The organism is Microcoleus sp. LAD1_D5 (assembly GCF_036702115.1).
Taxonomy (GTDB): domain Bacteria; phylum Cyanobacteriota; class Cyanobacteriia; order Cyanobacteriales; family Microcoleaceae; genus Microcoleus.
The window spans coordinates 28,975-50,806 of sequence record NZ_JAUBSA010000021.1; the positions used below are offsets into that span (position 1 = coordinate 28,975).

At 46.0% G+C, this 21,832-nt stretch carries 20 protein-coding genes; 5 read left to right on the forward strand and 15 right to left on the reverse strand.

Going from position 1 to position 21,832, the window contains the following annotated elements:
• Positions 1 to 81 precede the first annotated feature (81 nt).
• From QUA70_RS11545 to QUA70_RS11560, 4 genes are all read right to left on the reverse strand, one after another.
• Positions 82 to 570: a leucine-rich repeat domain-containing protein gene (locus tag QUA70_RS11545; protein WP_333347065.1), complete on the reverse strand. Its 489-nt coding sequence runs from the start codon at positions 568 to 570 to the stop codon at positions 82 to 84.
• A gap of 48 nt (positions 571 to 618) precedes the next feature.
• Positions 619 to 1,596 carry a leucine-rich repeat domain-containing protein gene (locus tag QUA70_RS11550; RefSeq protein WP_333347068.1) on the reverse strand — a complete coding sequence of 326 codons (978 nt, stop codon included), beginning with the start codon at positions 1,594 to 1,596 and terminating at the stop codon, positions 619 to 621.
• Positions 1,597 to 1,807: 211 nt separating this feature from the next.
• Positions 1,808 to 2,842 carry a M28 family peptidase gene (locus QUA70_RS11555; protein ID WP_333347071.1) on the reverse strand — a complete coding sequence of 345 codons (1,035 nt, stop codon included), beginning with the start codon at positions 2,840 to 2,842 and terminating at the stop codon, positions 1,808 to 1,810.
• A 98-nt stretch (positions 2,843 to 2,940) separates the two neighbouring features.
• The gene (locus QUA70_RS11560; protein ID WP_333325610.1) at positions 2,941 to 4,143 is read right to left on the reverse strand and encodes a Coenzyme F420 hydrogenase/dehydrogenase, beta subunit C-terminal domain; all 1,203 of its coding nucleotides are present in this window, start codon (positions 4,141 to 4,143) and stop codon (positions 2,941 to 2,943) included.
• Between the two features lie 318 nt (positions 4,144 to 4,461).
• Between QUA70_RS11560 and QUA70_RS11565 the strand changes: the two genes are divergently transcribed.
• Positions 4,462 to 5,022 carry a hypothetical protein gene (locus tag QUA70_RS11565; RefSeq protein ID WP_333325607.1) on the forward strand — a complete coding sequence of 187 codons (561 nt, stop codon included), beginning with the start codon at positions 4,462 to 4,464 and terminating at the stop codon, positions 5,020 to 5,022.
• A gap of 563 nt (positions 5,023 to 5,585) precedes the next feature.
• Here QUA70_RS11565 and QUA70_RS11570 read toward each other — a convergent pair.
• The 7 genes from QUA70_RS11570 to psbZ all read right to left on the reverse strand — a co-directional run bounded on the left by QUA70_RS11570 (position 5,586) and on the right by psbZ (position 12,805).
• Positions 5,586 to 7,070 (reverse strand): DEAD/DEAH box helicase, encoded by a 1,485-nt coding sequence (locus tag QUA70_RS11570; protein WP_333325604.1) that lies wholly within the window; start codon positions 7,068 to 7,070, stop codon positions 5,586 to 5,588.
• A 778-nt stretch (positions 7,071 to 7,848) separates the two neighbouring features.
• Complete coding sequence (gene rimO, locus QUA70_RS11575) at positions 7,849 to 9,159, reverse strand: 30S ribosomal protein S12 methylthiotransferase RimO (RefSeq protein WP_333325601.1); 1,311 nt, start codon at positions 9,157 to 9,159, stop codon at positions 7,849 to 7,851.
• A gap of 127 nt (positions 9,160 to 9,286) precedes the next feature.
• A complete protein-coding gene (locus QUA70_RS11580; protein WP_333325598.1) occupies positions 9,287 to 9,526 on the reverse strand; it encodes a hypothetical protein in 240 nt (79 codons plus the stop codon).
• 134 nt (positions 9,527 to 9,660) lie between these two features.
• Positions 9,661 to 10,800, reverse strand: a complete 1,140-nt coding sequence (locus QUA70_RS11585) for a pentapeptide repeat-containing protein (protein ID WP_333325594.1) — start codon at positions 10,798 to 10,800, stop codon at positions 9,661 to 9,663.
• 12 nt (positions 10,801 to 10,812) lie between these two features.
• Positions 10,813 to 11,241: a hypothetical protein gene (locus tag QUA70_RS11590; protein ID WP_333325591.1), complete on the reverse strand. Its 429-nt coding sequence runs from the start codon at positions 11,239 to 11,241 to the stop codon at positions 10,813 to 10,815.
• Positions 11,242 to 11,802: 561 nt separating this feature from the next.
• Positions 11,803 to 12,393, reverse strand: a complete 591-nt coding sequence (gene ribH / locus QUA70_RS11595; RefSeq protein WP_333347080.1) for a 6,7-dimethyl-8-ribityllumazine synthase — start codon at positions 12,391 to 12,393, stop codon at positions 11,803 to 11,805.
• Positions 12,394 to 12,613: 220 nt separating this feature from the next.
• Positions 12,614 to 12,805, reverse strand: coding sequence for a photosystem II reaction center protein PsbZ (gene psbZ / locus QUA70_RS11600; protein ID WP_190735314.1), 192 nt, complete (start codon positions 12,803 to 12,805; stop codon positions 12,614 to 12,616).
• 316 nt (positions 12,806 to 13,121) lie between these two features.
• On the opposite strand from psbZ, the gene QUA70_RS11605 reads away from it, so the two are divergent.
• Together QUA70_RS11605 and QUA70_RS11610 are read left to right on the forward strand one after the other, a co-directional pair.
• A complete protein-coding gene (locus QUA70_RS11605) occupies positions 13,122 to 16,049 on the forward strand; it encodes a CBS domain-containing protein (RefSeq protein WP_333347083.1) in 2,928 nt (975 codons plus the stop codon).
• Between the two features lie 167 nt (positions 16,050 to 16,216).
• Positions 16,217 to 16,639: a DUF2127 domain-containing protein gene (locus QUA70_RS11610; protein ID WP_333347135.1), complete on the forward strand. Its 423-nt coding sequence runs from the start codon at positions 16,217 to 16,219 to the stop codon at positions 16,637 to 16,639.
• Between the two features lie 758 nt (positions 16,640 to 17,397).
• Here the strand turns inward: QUA70_RS11610 and QUA70_RS11615 are convergent.
• Positions 17,398 to 17,742, reverse strand: coding sequence for a DUF4870 domain-containing protein (locus tag QUA70_RS11615; RefSeq protein ID WP_333301372.1), 345 nt, complete (start codon positions 17,740 to 17,742; stop codon positions 17,398 to 17,400).
• Positions 17,743 to 17,844: 102 nt separating this feature from the next.
• Between QUA70_RS11615 and prfC the strand changes: the two genes are divergently transcribed.
• Positions 17,845 to 19,473, forward strand: a complete 1,629-nt coding sequence (prfC, locus tag QUA70_RS11620) for a peptide chain release factor 3 (protein WP_333347086.1) — start codon at positions 17,845 to 17,847, stop codon at positions 19,471 to 19,473.
• A 158-nt stretch (positions 19,474 to 19,631) separates the two neighbouring features.
• Here the strand turns inward: prfC and QUA70_RS11625 are convergent, their stop codons facing one another.
• Together QUA70_RS11625 and QUA70_RS11630 are read right to left on the reverse strand one after the other, a co-directional pair.
• Positions 19,632 to 19,790, reverse strand: coding sequence for a hypothetical protein (locus QUA70_RS11625; RefSeq protein ID WP_333347088.1), 159 nt, complete (start codon positions 19,788 to 19,790; stop codon positions 19,632 to 19,634).
• Entirely contained in the window at positions 19,777 to 20,055 is a 279-nt protein-coding gene (locus QUA70_RS11630) for a hypothetical protein (RefSeq protein WP_333347091.1), read from the reverse strand. The genes QUA70_RS11625 and QUA70_RS11630 overlap by 14 nt, the downstream gene beginning before the upstream one ends.
• Positions 20,056 to 20,437: 382 nt before the next feature.
• On the opposite strand from QUA70_RS11630, the gene QUA70_RS11635 reads away from it, so the two are divergent.
• On the forward strand, positions 20,438 to 20,710 hold the full coding sequence (locus QUA70_RS11635; RefSeq protein ID WP_333347094.1) for a hypothetical protein: 273 nt from the start codon (positions 20,438 to 20,440) through the stop codon (positions 20,708 to 20,710).
• A gap of 243 nt (positions 20,711 to 20,953) precedes the next feature.
• On the opposite strand, the gene QUA70_RS11640 is transcribed toward QUA70_RS11635, so the two are convergent.
• A partial coding sequence (locus QUA70_RS11640) for a tetratricopeptide repeat protein (RefSeq protein WP_333347096.1) occupies positions 20,954 to 21,832 on the reverse strand: 879 nt, incomplete at its 5' end.

Consider the following 21,832-nt stretch of genomic DNA (forward strand, 5'->3'; position numbering starts at 1 on the left):
CCGCCAACGCGGACTTTCAAATTATAATTATGGCGATTTCTGTCCTAATGGGGTAGCTATAATTTTCGTAACAGTAAAGTTTTATGGTTCTATTTGTGGTGCCCACTTACAGATAGACTCTGACTTGAGTGGGCAAGTTTTGGGAGTGAGCGGATTTCCACTGAGAAGGAGCTCAGTCAGTTTAGTCAAGGATTCTAGCGGTTTGATGTCGCTGATTTGATTTTTTTCGAGGAGGAGCAAAGTCAGGTTAGTCAAGGATTCTAGCGGTTTGATGTCGCTGATTTGATTTTTTTCGAGGAGGAGTCCCGTGAGACTCGAAAGTGTCTGATTAGCCGCATCGCACTCAGTAGTCCCTGCTTCCTTCAACAGCATCTCAACAGTATGTTTACCTTCAGGACTCAAATCAGCTTTTTGGCGACACCAATCGGCAAATGTTCGTCTCATGTTTCCCGATCGCGTTTCTGCAGCCTTCGCAGACAGTCCATTTCCAGATAATGCTAGGATCGCACAACAAGTAAGTGCGATCGACTTTGGTAAATTCATGTGTTTTTGTGCAACTATAAATGTCATAATCTTGTACCTCTAATTTTCCCAACAGTAAAGTTTGAGCATTTAATTTCAGGGTTCCCACTTACAGATAGACTCTGGCTTGAGAGGGCAAGTTTTGGGGGCGATCGGATTTCCGCTGAGGTAGAGCAAAGTCAGGTTAGTCAAGGATTCTAGCGGTTTGATGTCCCTGATTTGATTTTTTTCGAGGTGGAGCACAGTCAGGTTAGTCAAGGATTCTAGCGGTTTGATGTCGCCAAGAAGATTGTTATCGAGGTGGAGCACAGTCAGGTTAGTCAAAGATTCGAGCGGTTTGATGTCGCTAATTTTATTGTTATCGAGGTCGAGATCTGTCAGGTTAGTCAAGGATTCTAGCGGTTTGATGTCGCCCAGATGATTGTTGTCGAGGTAGAGCCAAGTCAGGTTAGTCAAGGATTCTAGCGGTTTGATGTCGCCCAGATGATTGTTGGCGAGGTTGAGAAAAGTCAGGTTAGTCAAGGATTCTAGCGGTTTGATGTCGCCCAGATGATTGTTGTCGAGCTTGAGCGAAGTCAGGTTAGTCAAGGATTCTAGCGGTTTTATGTCGCTAATTTTATTGTTGTCGAGCTTGAGCGAAGTCAGGTTAGTCAAGGATTCTAGCGGTTTGATGTCGCCCAGATGATTGTTGTCGAGGTAGAGCACAGTCAGGTTAGTCAACGATTCTAGCGGTTTTATGTCGCCCAGATGATTGTTGTGGAGGAGGAGTCCAGTCAGGTTAGTTAAGGATTCTAGCGGTTTGATGTCGCTGATTTCATAGTTGTTGAGAGCGAGTTCGGTGAGAGTCGAAAGTTTCTGATTAGCCGCATCGCACTCAGTAGTCTCAGCTCGCTCCAACAGCACCTCAACTGTATGTTTAGCTTGAGGACTCAAATCAGCTTTTTGGCGGCACCAATCGGCAAATGTTCGTCTACTGTTTCCCGATCGCACTTCTGCTGCTTTCGCCGACACTCCATTTCCAGATAATGCTAGAAGCACACAACAAGTAAATGCGATCGACTTTGGTAAATTCATGTATTTCTGTGCAACTATGACTGTGATAATATTCTCTAATTTTCTCAACCGTATACAACAAAGAGACTGCCTTACCGTGTCCCTGCAAAACATCTATTACAAACTCTCTTAATCACCTCACTCAGGCAACTTATAGTAATTAGTAGGTGCGTCATTTTGCATAATATTCTGTTCCCAGCGAGGATATTTCCCCGCTGGGCACCCTACGCAACTAATTAATATCAACTCCCACCAAATCTGCCACAACTTTTTCCAATCCAGCTATCACCTTGGCCGTCCCTTCCCAGTCAACCTTATCGGGTGTATCTTGCGCCGTGTGATAGTAAGGATAGCGATAGGGAGCAGTATCTGTCACCATCAGCCCTGGATAACCATGTTGCCAAAAAGACCATTGATCAGACCAACCCACACCAGGAATGCCACCCGGAATTGCTGCACCTTCCGAGGGAAATTCAGCATGGCGACGGAAAGATGCGATCGCCTCTCTAACCAGTTTACTTGAGGATGTATTGCCAATAAATCCGATAAAATTCCCCGATGTAGGATAAAAAAGGTTTAATGGTGCTGGATATTTCTGACTGTTTTTGGCATCTGAGTAATAACCAATTGTTTCTAAACTGAGCATCGAAACAATTTTTTCATTACGTTCTCTGCATCTTTTCGCATAAACCAAACTCCCCATATCAGCAGTCCAGAAAAAAGGCGGTTCCTCATTCACAAACTCAACAAAACGCACAGTCTTTTCAGGCTTTTTACCTGCAAACATTCTCGCTAAAGCCAGCACTCCCGCCGCCCCAGTTGCGTTATCATTTGCCCCTGGACTCCCCACCACAGAATCATAATGTGCCCCAATTACAACTATTTCATCTGCCTTTTTTCCCCCTGGAATCTCCACTTCTATGTTATAATAAAATTTATCATCAATTTTATATCCTTGTCGTTCAACTTTATAGCCAACAGCTTGAAAAGATGCTTCGAGAAAGTCAGCGGCTTCTCCAAGTTTTTGATATTGTATAAAGTTGCGCTCTCCGATTTCACCAGAGAGCTTTTCCACATCGCGCTGTAAAGCATCTCTGAGCGATATTTCCTTTGCTGTTAAAGGGGGAATTGTCCCGCTGTAGCTTTTCCCTGGCATTGCAATCATACTCAACCATATCCCACTAATCAGACTAATTAAGATTGTACTAAGGATAGCCAGTCTAGTTAACGTTCTGCGATTCCATAATTCGATTGTTCCCAAGTGCATTTGTTTTCTATCTTTTGCTATCCTTGAGTAGCAGGGTGCGTCAGTTAGCATTATTTTTTCTATAATCCAACAACTCCTGACTGACGCACCCTACAAGTTTACACATCTGGTAACTTATACTGTCCCACAATCCGCTTAGCATATTCCGGCACATGAGCCTCTAATTTCTCCGGGTAATTGCGCTTCACGTACAGATAATTGCGAGTGAAATGAGAATCAATCGAAAACCGAGCATATTCCAAACCCTTCGGCCCAATTCTCTCAATAAAAACTCCCATTAACTTCGCCGCCCACATTGGCAAAGTCACCCCTTTTTCATAAGCCGGAATACTTTGCTGAACCGCTTCTTTTCGGTTTCCCTTAGACATCACCGGCTGAGTATTTAACTGATCCGTTACCAAATCTAACATCTCTTGCCCGGTGTCATTTCGCACCACAATCCACTGCCAGCCAAAGGGTGCGCCCATGTAGCCCACAACTAAATCTGCTAAAGAATTGACATAATCAAAACAGCTCAAACAAGAAGGAGCAAAAACATCTTTCAATTCCTTAGTATTCAAGCCAAAAAACGGCACTTTTTCTTCCGAACCATCTTCGTGTTTGAAGTGAACGTTAAAGTCTTGCATAAACTCATAAGATACAACTGTTTGGGGAGAACGGCTAGTCGTATCTAGGAATTTCTGCAAGCCCGCGCGGCTGACATTATCGACACAGGGAGTTCCCAAAACGTAAAGCTTTTCTAAACCGAGTTTTTTCTCGACTGTTCGCAAGGCTTGAATTTGACAGCCGACACCAATTACTAACAGCCGCTTCATCCCCGATTCTTCGATTTGTTCTAATACGGAAAGATTGGGAGAGAGAGTGGGTTTGTTGACTTTGGCTGCGAGAATCTCTTCACGATTCCTAGCAATAATCGGCATCGGTTGAAAGCGGTCTGCTTCGGTATTTTGGACGCAAACAACGCCTTCTACAATTCCTTTTTCGAGCATTTCAATCGCAATTGTGCTGACGATCCCCGTCCACTGAGCACCCTCAATTGGTTCTTTTTTGCGAGCCGCCATCATGTTTTGACTGACTCCGAAATACCAATCGTCGGCATTGTCGAGATTGCGCGATCGCCCGTGAATCTCTTCTTCCAGTTCCGCGATATGCTGTGTTAAGAAAGCACAAGATTCCTTGACATAATGGATGTAATATGTATCGCACAAACCGCACTCGCTGCAAAGTTCTTTAGCGGGGCGGCGGCTACCCGGTTTCAGGGCTTTGGATTTTTGGTGTTTAGTAGAATCTGTTGCGGTCATCTAAATTACTTATTTTATGCAGATATGGCTTTTGTTAGGATATCACAGCAATTCCGGTTATTAAGTAGTCGCTTTAATTAAACGTAAAACTTTGTTTGGTATTCAGAAATCCGTCATGGCGAGATATCTTGGCACTGCTTCTACAGAAACCGAGTTTCTAGGCGTTATATTTTTGGGGATCAATATCTTTACTCTTTTAGTCCGCCCAGGCGGATTTTGCTTGTGTAGGAGTGAATTTTCTACACCGGGGATTATTAGTATAGATCCGGATCGAGCCGGCGATCGCGCGAATACATTGCCAAATAAAGCTATAAAAAAATGGTAAAAATATTTGTGACAACAGCCGTCGCTGGCATCATGATGAATCTCGCAATTTCTAGCTTAGGATTTGCTGCTTTACTTCGCCCTGTTCCCGCTATGAATCAAACTGTTGCGACTCTAGAAAGAATGCTCAGCGCGACACAAAAGCCGGCGGCGCTGAACTATTCGCGCCTGGGGATTGGCGGCGTTCGGTTGGGGATGTCTGTAGAAGAGGCAAAACGTAAGTTGGGAAAACCGCAGCGCGATGAAACTAAACCTGCTGCGTCTGGCATCGGCGGCAAGATTCGCACGCTAACCTACTCAGGATTGACGGTAGCAGCATGGGAGGGCAAAGTTTATTTAATTTATACTACCAATCCCAAGTTTCTGACAATTGATGGTGTGAAGGTAGGAGATAACAGCCAAAAAGTTGTTAAAACTTACGGTTATGGGTCGCAATCTGTGCAGGGTGGAGTGACTCGGTTGACTTACAGCAATGACCAAAAGGCTTCTAATTTGATTGGGGAAATTAAGGGCGATCGCGTGCAAAAAATTATTGTGGGCACGCAGCTAAACTGAAATATTAAACAACAGTGCAAAAGTCCCGGTTCACCAGTTTGTAGTCAGGACTTTCTTCCTTATTTATGAGGATTTTTAGCCTTTCTGTAAGTTGACTGGAGGGCTTTTTCCTGATGTACGATCGCCCGCGTCTCTTTAATCCTCTTCATCATCATCCGACAATTTTGTCATTTCCTCAGGAATTAATGTCTGAAAATCCTCTCCGCAGTGAACTTTGAGATGGATTGCAGAGAGGAAGGAACTCTGCTATAATTTCAGCTTTTTGTCGATCGCTTAAATCAAGCAACTGAAGCTGATGGATTAAAGTAATCACATTTTGACACTCAGTACCCAATTCATCAATTAACGTTCTCAGCGTAGAATTAGTTACAGAAATTGTCCGATCGCTTTCCTTGCATCTTTACTTATCCAATTCTCAGTCCGCTAGGAGTGGACGAAAGTTTGTTCGCGGTTTCAACCGCCGAGCTCGGATTTGGGATCACACCCCTAAAAAAAAGTAGAGGTGCGATCGATCGCACCTCTACAAAAATTCTAAATAAGGTGCACATTGTGCACCCTACCAATTAGCTGTTCTGGGGAACAGGAGCACTCGGCGCTCCAGAAAAAGTCGGCGCTACAGAATTACTTGGCGCACCAGTCTTAGCCCGCTTTTTGATCAAGATTGGCTTGACGCTGTTTTCTCCACCAATCGGGGGATCTTCTTGTTGAGCGTAATCCGCGCCCATCCAAGCAGGACGGCTTTGATCGAAAGCCATTTGCAAAGCAGCAGCGGCGATCGCGTGGGAGTCGTACTCCTCGGATAACTGAGACACCAGAGGCAAGAAAGATGCCATCCGTTCGCCAGCCAAAGCTTCGCGAACTTTACCTTGCATCTTTTCCAACTGACGAGCTTCAATTTGCGCCCGTGTCGGAATGTTTCGCACCGTCAAGCTCGATCGCACGTGGCGTTCAATCAAGCGCAGTTTGCGGCGATCGACCGGTTGAATCAGCGTAATCGCCGTTCCTTCGCGACCAGCCCGGCCCGTGCGTCCGATCCGGTGAACGTAACTTTCCACACTGTCGGGCAAATCGTAGTTAATCACGTGAGTCAAGTGATCCACGTCCAAACCCCGCGCCGCAATATCAGTCGCCACTACCCAGCGCACCTGACATTGGCGGAACCGATGCAACAAACGTTCCCGTTGTGCCTGATTCAAATTACCGTGATACTCATCAACGCTGTGACCTGCTGCTTGCAGTTGGCTGGTGAGTTCTGCCGCCGACTGCCGAGTCCGCACAAAAATCAGTGCAGATTCCGGGTCTTCCATTTCTAGGATTGGCTGTAGAGCTCTTGCCTTCGACCAGCCACGGGGAATCATGTACACGCCTTGGCTGATGCGCTTCGGCGTTGCTTTTGGCTGTTCTACGGTGACGTTGACTGGGTTACGCAAATGCCGCGCCACCAATTTCCGAATGGAAGCTTCCATCGTCGCCGAGAAAAATGCCGTTTGACGTTCTTTTGGTGCAGCATCCAAGATTTTTTCCACATCTTGGATAAAGCCCATGCTCAGCATTTCGTCAGCTTCATCCAAAACCAGCCACTTTACCTTGTCTAGTTTCAGGCTGCCGCGGCTCAGCATATCCAATATGCGTCCGGGTGTACCGACAACGACGTGAACGCCGCGCTTCAAACGCTGCATTTGACGATCGATCGATTGACCGCCGTACACTGTCAGAACTTGCAGAGAGCGACCCACTTTTACCGGGCCGTCGCTGCTGATGCCGCTCAAATCACGGATGGCTTCAGTTACTTGCATCGCCAATTCGCGAGTCGGCGTCAGCACCAGTGCTTGCACCGCAGTCAGATCTAAATCAATCCGCTCCAAGATGGGCAACGAGAATGCTGCCGTTTTGCCTGTCCCTGTTTGGGCTTGACCCACAACGTCGCGACCTGCTAACAGGTGCGGAATTGCTTGTACTTGGATGGGAGTAGGTTCTGTAAAGCCTAGTGTTTCCAGATGGAGAACGAGTTCTTCCGAAAGACCTAAGCCTTCAAACAATAAATTCATTAATGCTCCTAATAACGAGTCTTAGCCTTCTAAGTTGCCCAACTCGGATGCGGATTTCTGCTCTAGGGCAGGAACTCATAAGAGTTCTTTATGGTGCTGCGCCTGCGCGCACCTTCTTAAATAGCAATCGAGTATAGGGCAGCTCCGTCGATGGTGACTAAATTTACCAATTCGACAGCCGTCTTTGATTTTGTGACATCACCGATACCAACCGCCAGGGGTCGGGTTATAGGCTTCCAACATTCTTAAAACAGGACATTGGACTTCCTTTGAGGTACTTGCAAGCTTTCCCTCTTAGGCATTTTATAGTGAGGATCATGACCAGCCCCACTTCACTACATAAATAGTAGTAACAGGTTGTTTGGTTCAGGCGCTATCCCGCAATCCGTCGCCTGCGGGATTGAGCAGGGGATGGGGCGACCGTTACCGCCTATCCATCTCAACACTCTTTCGGGATACCGTTGTGGTGTAGGGCGGACGGCGAAGCAATCTCAAATTATCCCCGCTTATTTCTGGCTTGTTATCATCATAACTCTTTACATTCAGAAACAAAACATTAAATTCGTTAAAATTTTCCGATGTTCTGTAGAGATTACCACACCCCGACGGGGAGGGTCGATTGCCAGATAGGGGCTAAAAAAATTTAGAACCCCTTTGCTACATATCTTTGCACAATTGTGTACTAAACGTTACTTTTTCTGCACAATCTACTAATCATTTTTGGTTCGTGTCCGGTTTTTGTTCGCCGCACCGTCTCAGGCAACAGTTCCAGCAATACTTACACTTGACCGTAGAGGTCGTAGACATCTGCACCAGTAATTTTCACAGATACGATCGAACCCAGTCGCGCTTCTCCTGTCACATAGACGAGTCCATCTACTTCTGGGGAAAACCGAGCGGATCTACCAATCAACTCGCCTGTCTCTGGTTGTTCTTGTTCTATCAGGACATCAACTACCTGACCGACAGACTCTTGATTCTTCTTCAATGATATAGGTTGTTGTGCCGCCATTACCGAATTGCGCCGCATTTCCATTATTTCTGCAGGTATTTGCTGGGGCAAGCTGAAGGCTGGGGTTCCTTCTTCTGGCGAAAATACAAAAACTCCTACGTGATCGAATTCGTGGCGCTTGACAAATTCCAGCAAGTGTGCTGCGTGTTCATCGGTTTCGCCGGGGAACCCAACAATAAAAGTTGTTCGCATTACGGCGCCCGGAAGTGCTGCTTTGAGTTGATCGACTATGGCATCATTAATCCCAGCTTGAAAAGGCCGATTCATCGCCCGCAGAATTTCCGGGTGCGAGTGTTGCAGGGGTAAATCCAAATACGGCAAAACGTTTGGTGTTTCCCGGATTGCCTCGACAACTTGCGGAGTCAAACCTGTAGGATAGGCGTAGTGCATCCGAATCCAAGGTACATCTACTTCACCCAAAGCGCGAAGCAATTCGGCTAGTTTCGGTTCGCCATAAATATCTTTGCCGTAGTTGGTGGTAATTTGAGAAATTAAGATAATTTCCTTTACCCCTTCGGAGGCTAATTGCTTAGCTTCGGCGACGATAGACTCGATCGTCCGCGACCTTTGATTTCCGCGCAAGTGCGGGATAATGCAAAATGCACAGCGGTAGTCGCAGCCTTCTGCTATACGCAGATACGCGACACCTTCCGATGTGGTGCGGTAGCGGGGAGTAGTTTCGTCAGCGATGTAAGTAGGTTCTGAAGAGACGAGGGAAACTCGATCGCCCTTTTCGACCTGCTGCATAACATTGACTATTTTGTGATAGTCGCCAGTGCCGACAATTGCGACTGCTTCGGGCAATTCGTCCAGCAATTCCTGCTGAAAATGCTGTGCCATGCAGCCCGTGATCACTACTTTTTTATTAGCTTCTGCCAATTCTACCAAGGTGCGGACTGACTCTTCTCGCGCAGCTTGGATAAAACTGCAAGTATTGACTACAACATAATCAGCTAATTCTTCATTAGAATCCACTTGATAGCCCGCTTGAGCCAGCAAGCCAATCATGTGTTCGGTATCGATGCGATTTTTTTCGCAGCCGAGGTGAGTAAATGCGATCGTTGGCTTCGTTGCCATGCAGTAATAGTTAGTGTTGCGCTTTTTGAGAACGTTTTATGGTATCACACAATTTCAAAAATTGCAAGGTTGGGTGGATTTGAACCGGGAATTCAGCATCAAAACCAAAGAAACCGGGTTTTTACTGTCAACTGTCAACTAAAGCGATATCCCAGAGCGATCGTTCTTCAAGTTCTTCTTGCCAAGCCTCGGAGTTATTGCGTAGAGCAATATAAGCTTGGTTTGCTGCTTCTAAAAACTGTTGTCTTCGGTATGGTTCGATGGCTTGTTCGAGAACTGCTTGGAGTGATTTTCCAGAGCTTGCGGAGATTTCTGCGAGGATTTTATAAAATGTGTTGCCGATCGTAACTGTAGAAGTTTGATTCATGTTAGTTTTTTTACTTACCCCAACGTTACCCAACTATTATAGCTCGTATTGAAGACACATTTTCCTTAAGCGACTCAATACAGATGACGGAAACTCTATAACTTGACCGATGTTTTACCGTCTCAACAAAAATTTTACAGCACTGCTGCGATCCGTTCATCTTGTGGGAAGATTGCACCTCGCTTTTTCAGCTCATACTTTGCATCTTCAGACAGTCCGGCATTTTTACCAAATCGAGCACTTTCTACTTTTGCAGTGTTCAGGTTTGTTGCTGTCAAATTAGCATTGCTTAAATTGGCATTGCTTAAATTGGCATTGCTTAAATTGGCACTGCTTAAATTGGCATTGCTCAATTCGGCACTCCACAAGTCTGCATCGCTCAATTGGGCACTCCACAAGTCTGCATCACTCAATTTGGCACCGTTCAGTTTAGCACCGCTCAGGTTGGCAAAGATCAGGTTGGCACTGCTCAGGTTGGCAAAACTCAAATCGGCACCGCTCAGGTTGGCACCGGTCAGGTTGGCACCGCTCAGGTTGGCATGACTCAGGTTGGCATGACTCAGGTTGATACTGCTCAGTTTTGCACCGCTCAGGTTGGCAAAACTCAAATCGGCACTGCTCAGGTGGGCAGCGCTCAGGTCGGCACCGCTCAGTTTGGCATGGCTCAGGTTGGCATGGCTCAGGTTGGCATGGCTCAGGTTGGCATCGCTCAGGTTGGCATCGCTCAGTTTAGCATTGCTTAAGTTAGCAAAACTCAGATCGGCACGACTTAAATCAGCACCATCTAAGTCTGCACCGCTGAGATTGAATCTGCTCAATTTGCCGCCAACTCCTTTAACACCACTTAAATCAGCTCCTGCTAAATCTTCATACGGATTTAAACCAGCCTGTTTTACCAATTCAGATAAATTATTTGTATCTAATTCAAGAATTTGCTTAATGTTATTAAGCGATTCAGACTCACTAGAGTTAAGAGGTGGCGATTGCTTTCCTTCGGATCGCTCCGCTAACGTTTCACTCGCAATGACAGGATCGTGTTTGAGTTGCGATTGTCGCGCATAAAATTTAGTGAGTCGCTTTTCTTCGCTCCAAGCAACAAAAGCAATTCCCCCAACTACACTTAAGCCTACTGTCAAAGCTGGCGGATTTCCCCCTGTCAGCAACAGCATCCCCAACAAACCAACACCAACTTGAGCCGTTTGCTTGACTAAAGAATTTAATCCAGATTCAGCTTCTTCATAAAGACTAATTTGTTTGCGGTTGACTAAAGTCATATCAGATATCTCCTACGGATTGTTTTTCAAATCTTTTAAATCTGCCCAAAACCGAGCAATAATTCGACCTGCGAGAACTATCCACAACAAAAAATCAGAAGCTACAATAATGAAACAAGCATAACGAGATGCACCGAAAGGGCTTTCTTTTAGACAAATATCGAAACTTGAGAAATCTTTACCGATAATAATTTCACCGATTAAACTGGGAAGTTTTAAAAGAATACCCAGTGCGAGGGCATCCTGAATTGACCCATAAACTGTTCTTCCAAGTTGACCCATTAACGCATAGAACACCTGATCGACAAACTCCAAAACATTCATCACGACCTTTTTCGTGAATGTACCCGATCGCGTAGTTACTGGAGGAGATGGCTCTACAGGAGTTGGACTCGATGGGGGTGGTGTCGGTGTCGGTGTCGGAGGCGGTGGCGCAGTCATTACGGCACGGTATAAATTTATTATAGATCTCGATTATATCGCACTTTTAGATTAGGCTGGAAACACCAAAGATAGCTCCAGAGATAAATCGGGGCAACCCGGAATTACGACAGTCTCATCGGACAGAACTACTCGTTGCGAGCGATAATTGAAATCACCTTGTCTGTTTTTTATAAGGTTCGCTGTGTATTTCCAGTTGATTATCAACCAAATTAAATATCCAATCAGCCGATTAATACCGAGTTCATAAAGGGAATAATGAACCTGGATTTTAGATTACGAAATTTTTTGGGAACATACATCAATCCCGATCGCCCGACAGCACTTGAACAGCAGCAGACGCAGGTAATGGATCGTCATAATTTCCGCCCAAAGCATGAACTTGAGGCATCAAAGTTTTCATTTCCAATTGGCAAAATATGGGTCTAATTTGTCGATCTGCCCCGAGTGGAATTCTTACCTTGGGGGCGGGCATAATCACCACCCCACAAGAGTCTTAAGATTTTTCCCGATGCAAATCTTGATGTTTTTTTAGCTTCTTAAAAATACTGCTAGCCGAACTTACGAGGGGATTTGATCCGACGATACATCCGGGGCTATCGCCAAATTTCCTTCGCCCGAAAGCACTTTACCAGCAGATCCACTAGCTAATCGATCGTAAGAATTTCCGCCCAAACCCTTAACTTGGCGCATCAAAGTGCCCATTTCCAAAGCACTCATCGCATAATTCCAGCCCAAATTGCTTTTAATTCCAGCCCTTTCCAAAGCTTGCTGCATCGTGTCAGTCGTCACCACCCCAAAAATCACCGGCACCCCTGTTTGAAAAGCAGCCGCAGCAATTCCCTTAGCAACCTCACCAGCCACAAAATCGAAATGAGGAGTTTGGCCCCGAATTACCGCACCCAGACAAATTACCGCATCGTAGCGGTGAGAAAGAGCAGCTTGGCGCGCCACCAAAGGAATCTCAAAACTTCCCGGAACCCAAAAAAAGTCCACCTGAGAGCCATGAGGATTAATATCAACCCCGTGGCGTTTCAAACAATCTTGACATCCCTCCAAAAGTTTGTTAACCACCAAATCGTTAAAACGACCGATGACAATCGCAAATCGCAAAGATTCGGTGTGAGTAAAAGTTCCCTCGAAAACAGTCATATTGCTCTAGTTTAGATTTTAGGTTTTAGATTTTAGATTTTTGTTTTTGAGAAGGCAAAAGTCAGAAAGCAGCAGCATCTCATCTGAATCTCAAGTGCAAAAACATACAGGATCGCGCGGTCTGGAAATTTCCTAGCTTCTGTCGAATGCCTTTCAATCCCTGGTGAATGCCTTCATCCTTCTATCTTTTACCTTCTGTATTCGATAGACTTGGGTGAAATTAAACGACTAAAAAGTTCAATACACCCACTGCAATAACCAGCAAAAACCAGAGACCAGACCCGACATAAATCAGGGATTTAGACTGATTCCAGTTTTGGGGAGAGGCATAAGCAACTGGCACGCCAACGACCATCACAAAAGACAGCAGTACCAGACCCAGTAAAACCACTTGAAACAGAATTGATAACATCTTTTCTCCTTTCGATATAACCGTGCGTTGATCAGAAATAGTTTCCCAGAACCGAAAAAATTTTTCCAAATTCTAGTTTTTGACAGTTTCCCGATACTTGATCGAGAAATTGTCGGTTGATTGATACGAAAGAACCCAGGCAAATTCGGGCGTTGCGCGAACAGGCGTCAGCGGCTCTTAAGATTTTTATCAATTTTATCATTGTTCGCTACAGCACAGAAAACTGGAAAGGTTAACTTAAAGCCCGATCGACACATCCGGTTTCAGAGGGCGAGAAATTGCTACTGTTTGAGTTAGAGATGCGGGATTTTCGGCTATGGACTTAGTTTTGTGCCACACAACAGCAGATTTTGACGCCTTGGGGGCGGCGGTGGGACTTTGCGTGCTGCGCCCCGGTAGCAGGATCGTATTGACGGGCGGGTGTCATCCGACGGTGCGGGATTTTTTGGCGCTACACCGCGACGAGTACCCACTGATTGAACGCCGATCGGTCAATCCGCAACAAATTCGATCGATTAGTATAGTTGATGCCTCACAGCGCGATCGTTTGGGAAAAGCCGCCGAGTGGCTGGATTTGCCACACCTCAACGAAATAGCGGTTTTTGACCATCACCTACAAGCTGATTTGGACATCCCCGCAACTGTCACCCAAATCGAAGCAGTCGGAGCCAGCACGACATTAATTGTCGAAAAGCTCAGGGAAAAGAGCGATCCAGAATTTCGCCTTCTGCCTTCGGAAGCAACAGTAATGGCCCTCGGCATCCACGTCGATACAGGTTCCCTCACCTTTGAGGGCGCAACTGCGCGAGATGCCATAGCTTTAGCGTGGTTGATGGAACAGGGAGCGAGTTTGCGGGTAATAGCTGAATATGTAGAACCGGGTTTGTCTCCTCAATTGCAAGATTTGCTGAGAGAAGCGCTGAATAATTTGCGATCGGAAACTTTGCACGGTTACAGCGTCGCGTGGGTGCTGCTATCTACTGAAGCTTATGTTCCGGGACTTTCTTCGCTGGCTTCTCGCTTGCTCGATTTGACTGAAACCGATGCTCTGCTGTTAGGCAATGTTTATAAATTTGGCGAAAACGAAAACAACCGCAACATCGATCCCCAATCGCCAGTTTCCAATCGATTAACTATTATCGGTCGATCGCGCATCGAAGGCACAAACCTCAGCGAATTGTTCAAACCCTTCGGCGGCGGAGGCCACGCCCGCGCCGCTTCCCTCGCCACCCGCGATGTTGACCCCCTGCTGACTTTAAATCAGTTAGCTGACGAACTCAAAGCTCAAATTCCCCACCCTCCGACAGCGCGCGAGTTAATGTCGTCTCCAGTGCGGAGTATTCGCCCGGAAACATCGGTGGGGGAAGCTCACCGTATCCTCCTACGTTACGGACATTCGGGGCTTTCTGTGGTTGATGCGGACGATCGACTGGCTGGCATTATCTCGCGCCGCGACATTGACATTGCCCTGCACCACGGTTTCAGCCACGCCCCCGTCAAGGGTTACATGAGTCCGCAGTTAAAAACGATCGCCCCAGATACCTTGCTGCCGGAAATTGAATCTTTAATGGTGACATACGATATCGGGCGCTTGCCAGTATTGGAAAACGGTCAACTGGTGGGAATTGTTACCCGGACTGATGTGTTGCGGGAATTGCACCAGCAAAAAGCGCGGGACAGGGGAAGTAATGCAGAATTTTCTAATTGTCCTGTGCCCGAATCGGTTGAGCAGTTGTTGCGATCGCGCATCAGTCCCGAATTATGGCAATTATTGTCGATCGCTGCCAATATTGCCCAAAACCGCGGCTGGCAACTTTATATTGTGGGTGGAGCAGTCCGGGATTTACTCTTAACCACGGATGATACACTGGCGCTAACAGATATCGATTTGGTTGTGGATGGAAAGTGCGGTTCCGACGATTCCGGTGCTGGTGTCGAGTTAGCTTCATCGCTGCAAAAACTTTACCCAGAATCGCGTTTGGACGTTCACGGTCAATTTCAAACCGCCGCGCTTTTGTGGCACAAAGACTCTGCTTTCGGCTCGCTGTGGGTGGATATCGCTACGGCTCGCACTGAATTTTACCCTTATCCGGCTGCAAATCCTGAAGTTGAAGCAAGTTCAATTCGCCAAGATTTGTACCGCAGGGATTTTACAATTAATGCGCTGGCTGTGCGGTTGGGTGTTCCTCGCAGTGGCGAATTGTTAGATTTTTTTTGCGGTTTGCTGGACTTGGAATCGAAGCAAATTCGAGTTTTGCACGCCAATAGTTTTATCGAAGATCCGACGCGAATTTATCGCGCTGTGCGGTTTGCGGTGCGGTTGGGATTTGAAATTGAGCCGCAGACGGAAGGATACATCCGCCACGCTTTGGCCAGCGGGATTTATTACCGAATTCAGGGGGAAAACGGCCGAGCTCCGGCTTTGGAAACTCGGCTCAAAAGCGAATTGAAATACATTTTGCAAGCTCCTTACTGGAAAGTTGCTTTGCAAATGCTGGGAGATTTGCAGGCTTTGCGCTGCATTCATCCTACTTTGGAGTTGGATCGGGAGTTGTGGCGGCAACTGCGTTTGCTCGATCGGTGTTTGCAAGGAAGGAAGAAGGAAGAAGGAAGTTCGGCAACGGATTCTGTAACGGATGTAACGGATGTAACGGATGTCAGGAAGAAGGAAGAAGGAAGAAGGAAGAAGGAAGAGACAAGAAGGAAGAAGGAAGAAGGAAGAGATAATTCCCTATTCCCCATTCCCCATTCCCCATTCCCCATTCCCCATTCCCCATTTCCAATTATCAATATTCCCGATTGGCAGATGCGGCTGGAAGTTTTGATAGCTTATTTAGCACCGGAATATCGCGGCAAGGTAGCTGCAAATCTTCAGTTACCTGCTGACAGCATTAAGCGGTTGGAAGTTTTGGAAGCCGGAAAGAACCAGTTAGCAGAGAATTTGCCTAAGTGCGAGTTGCCGAGTCAATTGGTGTTGCTATTGAGGAATTATGAATTGCCGGTGTTAATTGCGATCGCCCTACAAAGCCCGCGAAGTGCACGCCGCCAAATCTGGGAATATCTCACCAAATGGGCGAATGTTGAGCCGCCTTTGAATGGCAACGATTTGAAGGCTTTGGGTTATAAGCCGGGGCCTGGGTTTAAACGAATGTTGGATGATTTGTTGGCGGCGAGGTTGGATGGCGATTTGGGCGATCGGGCTGCTGCTATCTCTTTCTTAGCACAACGTTATCCTCAAGCTTAGTAAGGTGCGTCAGCAGCGCGTTATTTTTTATATAATTGATTAGCTAATTGCTGACGCAATGTACAAATTTTAAGTTTTAAATCCTAAACAGGCTAACCAGGCGATCGCACATTATTGATATTTCGAGAATTAAGGTTAAAAAACATCACGCTCCTGCTTTAATCGCAATTGTCCTTTACAAAACATTTGTGGCTTCGCTCTTGACAGTAACTTCGATTGCTTTGCTTTTTGCCTTAAAAAATCATCAAATTTTAGAAGAATTTTCGCAATCTTATTTGTTAGAAAGCCAACTAAAAATCAGTAAATTCACATTAGAAAAACTTCTAATTCTGAACCCTCACAACTTATTTTTTGGCGGACTTGCCGCAGCACTTTATGCAACTTTAACTGCTGTTGAAGCCGTTGGTTTGTGGTACGAAAAAGACTGGGCAACAATCTTAGTTTTAGTGTTGGTAGGCATCAGTATACCCCCTGAAATATATGAATTAGTTCAGGGGGTCACGGTACTTAAGGTAGCGGTATTTATCACAAATGTAGCCATCTTATGGTATTTGCTCCACCATTGGCCGAAGCATGGTAAAGGAGCTTAAAGTTTTGATTATTCAGAGGAAACTCACTTGATTTTATAAATGTCCGCATTTTCCATTTTAATTTCATAAAACGGCTGATCAGTCAAATAAAAACCTCAATCTTTACAAAAATTTTGTGATTGTAAAGATTCGATAAAGCTACGAGGGGTTATACCCCCTATGAGTTATAGTGACATATATATAGATGCACCCTGATGGCTTTCCCGTTCCACAAGAGCGGGATTTTTATTGGAAAAATATTGTATTAAGTTTTAATACACCTGGTAGAGATAGAATTGGTGGAATATTCCAATAAAACTATCGCCCGATGCAAAAATAGCACAGCTAAAGCAAAAACGATGGTTCGGAGCGAGCGAACATCTGCCCTAACTCTGCGAAATAACCCAAAGGCGTTAGTATGTTGTGGGAAACGGCATCAATGGAAGCTCAACTTAGCGTTCATAACAGCGCTGCAACAGGGCGAAGACACCATAATTAATAGTTGATTGTGCTCTAATTTTTGAAGTCTTATGGATTAACAATATTTCACGCATGATGTTAGGTCAATTTTCTGGAAGCCCCAACTGGATGATGCTTACTTTCACAAACTTTTAAGTTTTTTTACTGAATCTTGTCTCCGATAATCAACCCTCTTTGTCACTTAAGCGGTGTATTTGCCAGTTGGGGGTAAGGAATGTGAGTTAGAAAACAATTAAAAACCCGGTTTCTTCTTGAAGAAATCGGGTTGTTGAAATCGATGGTGAAGCGCGATTTTCTGTCTAAACTATTCGGAAAATAAAAGGGTAGCGGTAAGGTTGGTTAGGATCTTGCAAAACGTGGAGGATAGCCATTATTGTCAGTCCCCAATGCAGCAGATAACCTATTGGCACTAGGATAAAGCCAGCAAGACCGAAAGTGACGACAGTTAACACCACAATCACGGTGCTGTAAAGCCATACATTAAGGTGAAAATTGATGGCTTCTGTGGCGTTTTCTTTGACAACGGGGTCATCTGATACTAACAATACAGCGATCGGCGCTCCGATCGAGAACACTAATGTACTGAAAAAAATCGCCCCGTGGCACACCAGTGATAGCAGCTTTCGCTTGTCAGAGTCGTACATATTATTTTTCTTCCTTGACTTTAGTGATAATTTTACCTTTAATAGCAACTGTAGCACAGGCTATAATGGCGATCGGGTGATGATTCCCCTACCTAATTTGTGATGACAACAGAACTCGAAACTGAACTGCTAACTGCTGTTGAGCGCCGGCGCAACTTTGCTATTATCTCGCACCCTGACGCGGGAAAAACTACTTTGACAGAAAAGCTGCTGCTGTACGGAGGTGCAATTCACGAAGCAGGTTCTGTGAAAGCGCGGCGGGCTCAGCGACACGCTACCTCTGACTGGATGGCGATGGAACAGCAGCGGGGAATTTCTATTACTTCTACTGTTTTGCAGTTTGAGTATAAAAAATATCACATTAATCTGCTCGATACTCCGGGACACCAAGATTTTAGCGAAGATACTTATCGAACTCTGGCGGCGGCTGACAATGCGGTGATGCTTGAGGATGCTGCTAAGGGTTTGGAACCGCAAACTCGGAAGTTATTTGAAGTTTGTAAGCTGCGAAGTTTGCCTATTTTTACTTTCTTTAATAAGCTCGATCGCCCTAGCAGAGAACCTTTGGATTTATTGGACGAAATTGAGAAGGAATTGGGATTGCAGACTTATCCGGTAAATTGGCCGATAGGTACGGGCGATCGCTTTAAAGGTGTTTTCGATCGCAGGGCGCGCAAAATTCACTTATTCGAGCGGGCTAAACACGGTTCTCGTGCTGCTGTGGATACCGTCATTGAATTGGGCGATCCGCGCATTGAAGATTTGTTGGAACAAGACCTTTACTATCAGCTCAAAGAAGAGTTAGAACTGCTTGATGAGTTGGGAACTGAACTCGATTTAGATTTAGTTCGGGCTGGAAAAATGACGCCTGTTTTCTTTGGCAGCGCGATGAGCAATTTTGGGGTAGAACTGTTTTTAGATGCGTTTTTAGATTACGCTATGAAGCCGATCGCCCGCAAGAGCAGCGCCGGAGACTTGCCGCCAACTTATGAAGACTTTACCGGGTTTGTGTTTAAATTGCAAGCGAATATGGACCCAAGACACCGCGATCGGGTGGCGTTTATTCGGGTTTGTACGGGCAAGTTTGAAAAGGACATGAACGTGACTCACGCTCGCACTGGTAAAACGGTGCGTTTGTCAAGACCTCAAAAGTTATTTGCTCAGGATCGTGAGTCGATCGAGGTTGCGTATCCGGGCGATGTGATCGGTTTGAACAATCCGGGAGTATTTGCGATCGGGGATACTATTTACACCGGCCAAAAACTGGAATATGAAGGGATTCCCTGTTTTTCTCCTGAACTTTTTGCTTTTTTGAGAAATCCCAATCCTTCTAAGTTTAAGCAGTTCCGCAAGGGCGTTTCTGAGTTGCAGGAAGAAGGCGCAGTGCAAATTATGTACTCGGTTGATGAGTCGAAACGCGAGCCTATTTTGGCGGCTGTCGGACAGTTGCAATTTGAAGTTGTGCAGTTCAGAATGCAGTCGGAATATAATGTGGAAACGACGATCGATATGTTGCCTTACAGTGTAGCTCGTTGGGTTGACGGCGGTTGGGAGGCGCTGGAAAAAGTTGGGCGGCTGTTTAATACGGTGACAGTGAAAGATACTTGGGGAAGGCCGGTTTTGCTGTTTAGAAATGAGTGGAATTGCCGACAGGTGGAAGGAGAGCATCCTGTGTTGAAGTTAAATGCGATCGCCCCTGTGGTTTCGGGTTTGGCTGTTAGCGAGGAGTAGGGCTTACGCATGGCGCCCAGAAACCGGGTTTTTTTACGAGAAGACGCATTACATACCGTAAATTCGGTAAAAAACCCGGTTTCTTTGTCGGAGTGCGTAACTCCTGTTAATCTTCTTCCTAATTCTTCCTTCGTGTGCTTCGCGTCTTCGCGGTTCAATCATTTTAAGTATTTATCCACCAAACGCTTTTCTAACATGAGTGCAACTTCCGCATCTGTTGGAGGTGGCATATCAGTTTTTGCTAGCCCTCTGAGTCGCTTGGCCGAACCTTTGCGATCGCCAAATCTGAGTTTAACTTCAGTATCAGTTGTCTCCATAAATGCTCTCTCGGCTAATAGCTTCATCTGAAAGAGTGGGGAGATTTAGGGTACTATGACTGTCAACCCATTCTTGAAATGCTATTGACCATTCTGTTGGGGTAGCTGTTTCGTAAAAGGGAGGTTGTTGAGGTTCTATTAGCCGTTTGAGCATCGCCTCTAGTAATGGTTTAATCTGAGCCGGCGTGCGGTTGGTGATTTTTGCCAAAACCTGAGTAATAGTCTGTATGTCTTGTTGGTGAGATTGCTGAAGATCGTGCAGCATAATTATCCTGGGGCTCTCTTTGTCTAGTTATAACGCTAAATCCTCAGCCCGATCGCGCAAAACCTCCCAATCCCGATCTTCAATCCAAAATCCAAAATCTAAAATCCAAAATCGATTGACGGCGGCCCCCCTGTGCGGCTACGCTTTGAAGTGAGAGGTTGCTTGCTTGTAGAGGAGGCAGCCCGCGTCGCCCAAAAATCTAGTTGCACTGCCCAAAGCTGCGCTAACAGCAATGGACAGCATAACCGCCAAACTGGAATCAGCAGTCTGGAGGCTAACGGAGCATTTTAACATCCTCTGTAGCCGCCCTGCTATGTCTTGAAATGCGGGGCGGCTGGGTTTTTGGGTTTTTCTAGAAAACCCAAAACCAGGAGAACATATTATGTCACAGGAATTCGTGCCTGACGACAACAAATTCGATCGCCCAAATGACGACTCAGCAGCAGTATGCGAACAGGAAGTGGTGCTGTTAACGGTTGTCGGTTCGCCCAAAGGTGTCCGGGAAACCATACTCACTTTGTACCGGCTGGGATTTGCAGAAGTGGGCGATTGGAGTCCCCCACAGCGTGCAGCGAATCCGAAGCAGGTGATGAGCGTGCTGATCCGTCGTTCGCGATCGGCTGACGGTACATCGCCGAGACAATCTGGGCGGTAAGCTGCAAGGTTAAGTAGCTAAATTCGAGGGCGGGCCTTTAACGCTCAGCCCTTAGTCCGGCAGGGGTTGAAACCCCTGCCTCAAAGCTAAAGTCCTCGCTATGAGGACTAATGAATTCTTCAGTCCTTGATCGAGAACTTTTGCTATTAGCCCCGTGAAATTCATTCCCTGGCGGCCTTTCGGTTTAAGTTAACTCGACACGTCTTCCTCCTTAAAGTCGCGTCTTTACTGATTTCGATCGAGCTAACTGCTGGCAGTATCGTCACCCAAATTATCGACATATTGTTGCAGCGAATCACGAAAATTGCGAAGGCGATGGTTGTTAGGAGCAATGGCCAAACATCGATTCCACATTTCCAGCCCCTCTTGCCAATTTTTGAGTGCTTCCTGTTGATTAGATAATTTTGCTTGCAAATTACCCAGACATCGCAGCGCAGTCCCTTTGTTGTTGAGAGCAGCGAGAGAATCCGGTGCAATAAGTAAAGCAGAATTAAAGGCTGCGATCGCATCAGAGTAAGATAGTTTTGCCGCCTCAAATTCACTTAGCCCTGCTTGCAAAGCACCCAGACTTCCCAGCGCCATCCCTTTGTTGTTGAGAGCATAGTTATAATCCGGTGCAATAAGTAAAGCAGAATTAAAGGCTGCGATCGCATCAGAGTAAGACTGTTTTGCCGCCTCAAATTCACTTAGCCCTGCTTGCAAAGCACCCAGACTTTGCAGCGCCGTCCCTTTGTTGTTGAGAGCATAGTTATAATCCGGTGCAATAAGTAAAGCAGAATTAAAGGCTACGATCGCATCAGAGTAAGACTGTTTTGCCGCCTCAAATTCACTTAGCTGTGCTTGCAATTCACCCAGACTTCGCAGCGCATTCCCTTTGTTGTTGAGAGCAGCGGTAGAATCGGGTGCAATAAGTAAAGCAGAATTAAAGGCTGCGATCGCCTCTGAGTAAGACTGTTTTGCTGCCTCAAATTCACTTAGCCGTGCTTGCAAATCACCCAGACTTTGCAGCGCAATCCCTTTGTTGTTGAGAGCAGCGATAGAATTCGGTGCAATAAGTAAAGCAGAATTAAAGGCTGCGATCGCCTCTGAGTAAGACTGTTTTGCTGCCTCAAATTCACTTAG

What these genes read in the sequence shown, in the direction of transcription:
- QUA70_RS11580 (WP_333325598.1), bottom strand. Translation starts at nt 9,526, where the DNA reads ATGAATCAAACTTCTACAGTTACGATCGGCAACACATTTTATAAAATC.
- QUA70_RS11625 (WP_333347088.1), bottom strand. Translation starts at nt 19,790, where the DNA reads ATGGAGACAACTGATACTGAAGTTAAACTCAGATTTGGCGATCGCAAA.
- QUA70_RS11615 (WP_333301372.1), bottom strand. Translation starts at nt 17,742, where the DNA reads ATGTACGACTCTGACAAGCGAAAGCTGCTATCACTGGTGTGCCACGGG.
- rimO (WP_333325601.1), bottom strand. Translation starts at nt 9,159, where the DNA reads ATGGCAACGAAGCCAACGATCGCATTTACTCACCTCGGCTGCGAAAAA.
- QUA70_RS11550 (WP_333347068.1), bottom strand. Translation starts at nt 1,596, where the DNA reads ATGAATTTACCAAAGTCGATCGCATTTACTTGTTGTGTGCTTCTAGCA.
- ribH (WP_333347080.1), bottom strand. Translation starts at nt 12,393, where the DNA reads ATGACTGTTTTCGAGGGAACTTTTACTCACACCGAATCTTTGCGATTT.
- QUA70_RS11585 (WP_333325594.1), bottom strand. Translation starts at nt 10,800, where the DNA reads ATGACTTTAGTCAACCGCAAACAAATTAGTCTTTATGAAGAAGCTGAA.
- QUA70_RS11630 (WP_333347091.1), bottom strand. Translation starts at nt 20,055, where the DNA reads ATGCTGCACGATCTTCAGCAATCTCACCAACAAGACATACAGACTATT.
- QUA70_RS11635 (WP_333347094.1), top strand. Translation starts at nt 20,438, where the DNA reads ATGTCACAGGAATTCGTGCCTGACGACAACAAATTCGATCGCCCAAAT.
- QUA70_RS11545 (WP_333347065.1), bottom strand. Translation starts at nt 570, where the DNA reads ATGACATTTATAGTTGCACAAAAACACATGAATTTACCAAAGTCGATC.
- QUA70_RS11570 (WP_333325604.1), bottom strand. Translation starts at nt 7,070, where the DNA reads ATGAATTTATTGTTTGAAGGCTTAGGTCTTTCGGAAGAACTCGTTCTC.
- psbZ (WP_190735314.1), bottom strand. Translation starts at nt 12,805, where the DNA reads ATGTTATCAATTCTGTTTCAAGTGGTTTTACTGGGTCTGGTACTGCTG.
- prfC (WP_333347086.1), top strand. Translation starts at nt 17,845, where the DNA reads ATGACAACAGAACTCGAAACTGAACTGCTAACTGCTGTTGAGCGCCGG.
- QUA70_RS11565 (WP_333325607.1), top strand. Translation starts at nt 4,462, where the DNA reads ATGGTAAAAATATTTGTGACAACAGCCGTCGCTGGCATCATGATGAAT.
- QUA70_RS11555 (WP_333347071.1), bottom strand. Translation starts at nt 2,842, where the DNA reads ATGCACTTGGGAACAATCGAATTATGGAATCGCAGAACGTTAACTAGA.
- QUA70_RS11560 (WP_333325610.1), bottom strand. Translation starts at nt 4,143, where the DNA reads ATGACCGCAACAGATTCTACTAAACACCAAAAATCCAAAGCCCTGAAA.
- QUA70_RS11605 (WP_333347083.1), top strand. Translation starts at nt 13,122, where the DNA reads ATGGACTTAGTTTTGTGCCACACAACAGCAGATTTTGACGCCTTGGGG.
- QUA70_RS11590 (WP_333325591.1), bottom strand. Translation starts at nt 11,241, where the DNA reads ATGACTGCGCCACCGCCTCCGACACCGACACCGACACCACCCCCATCG.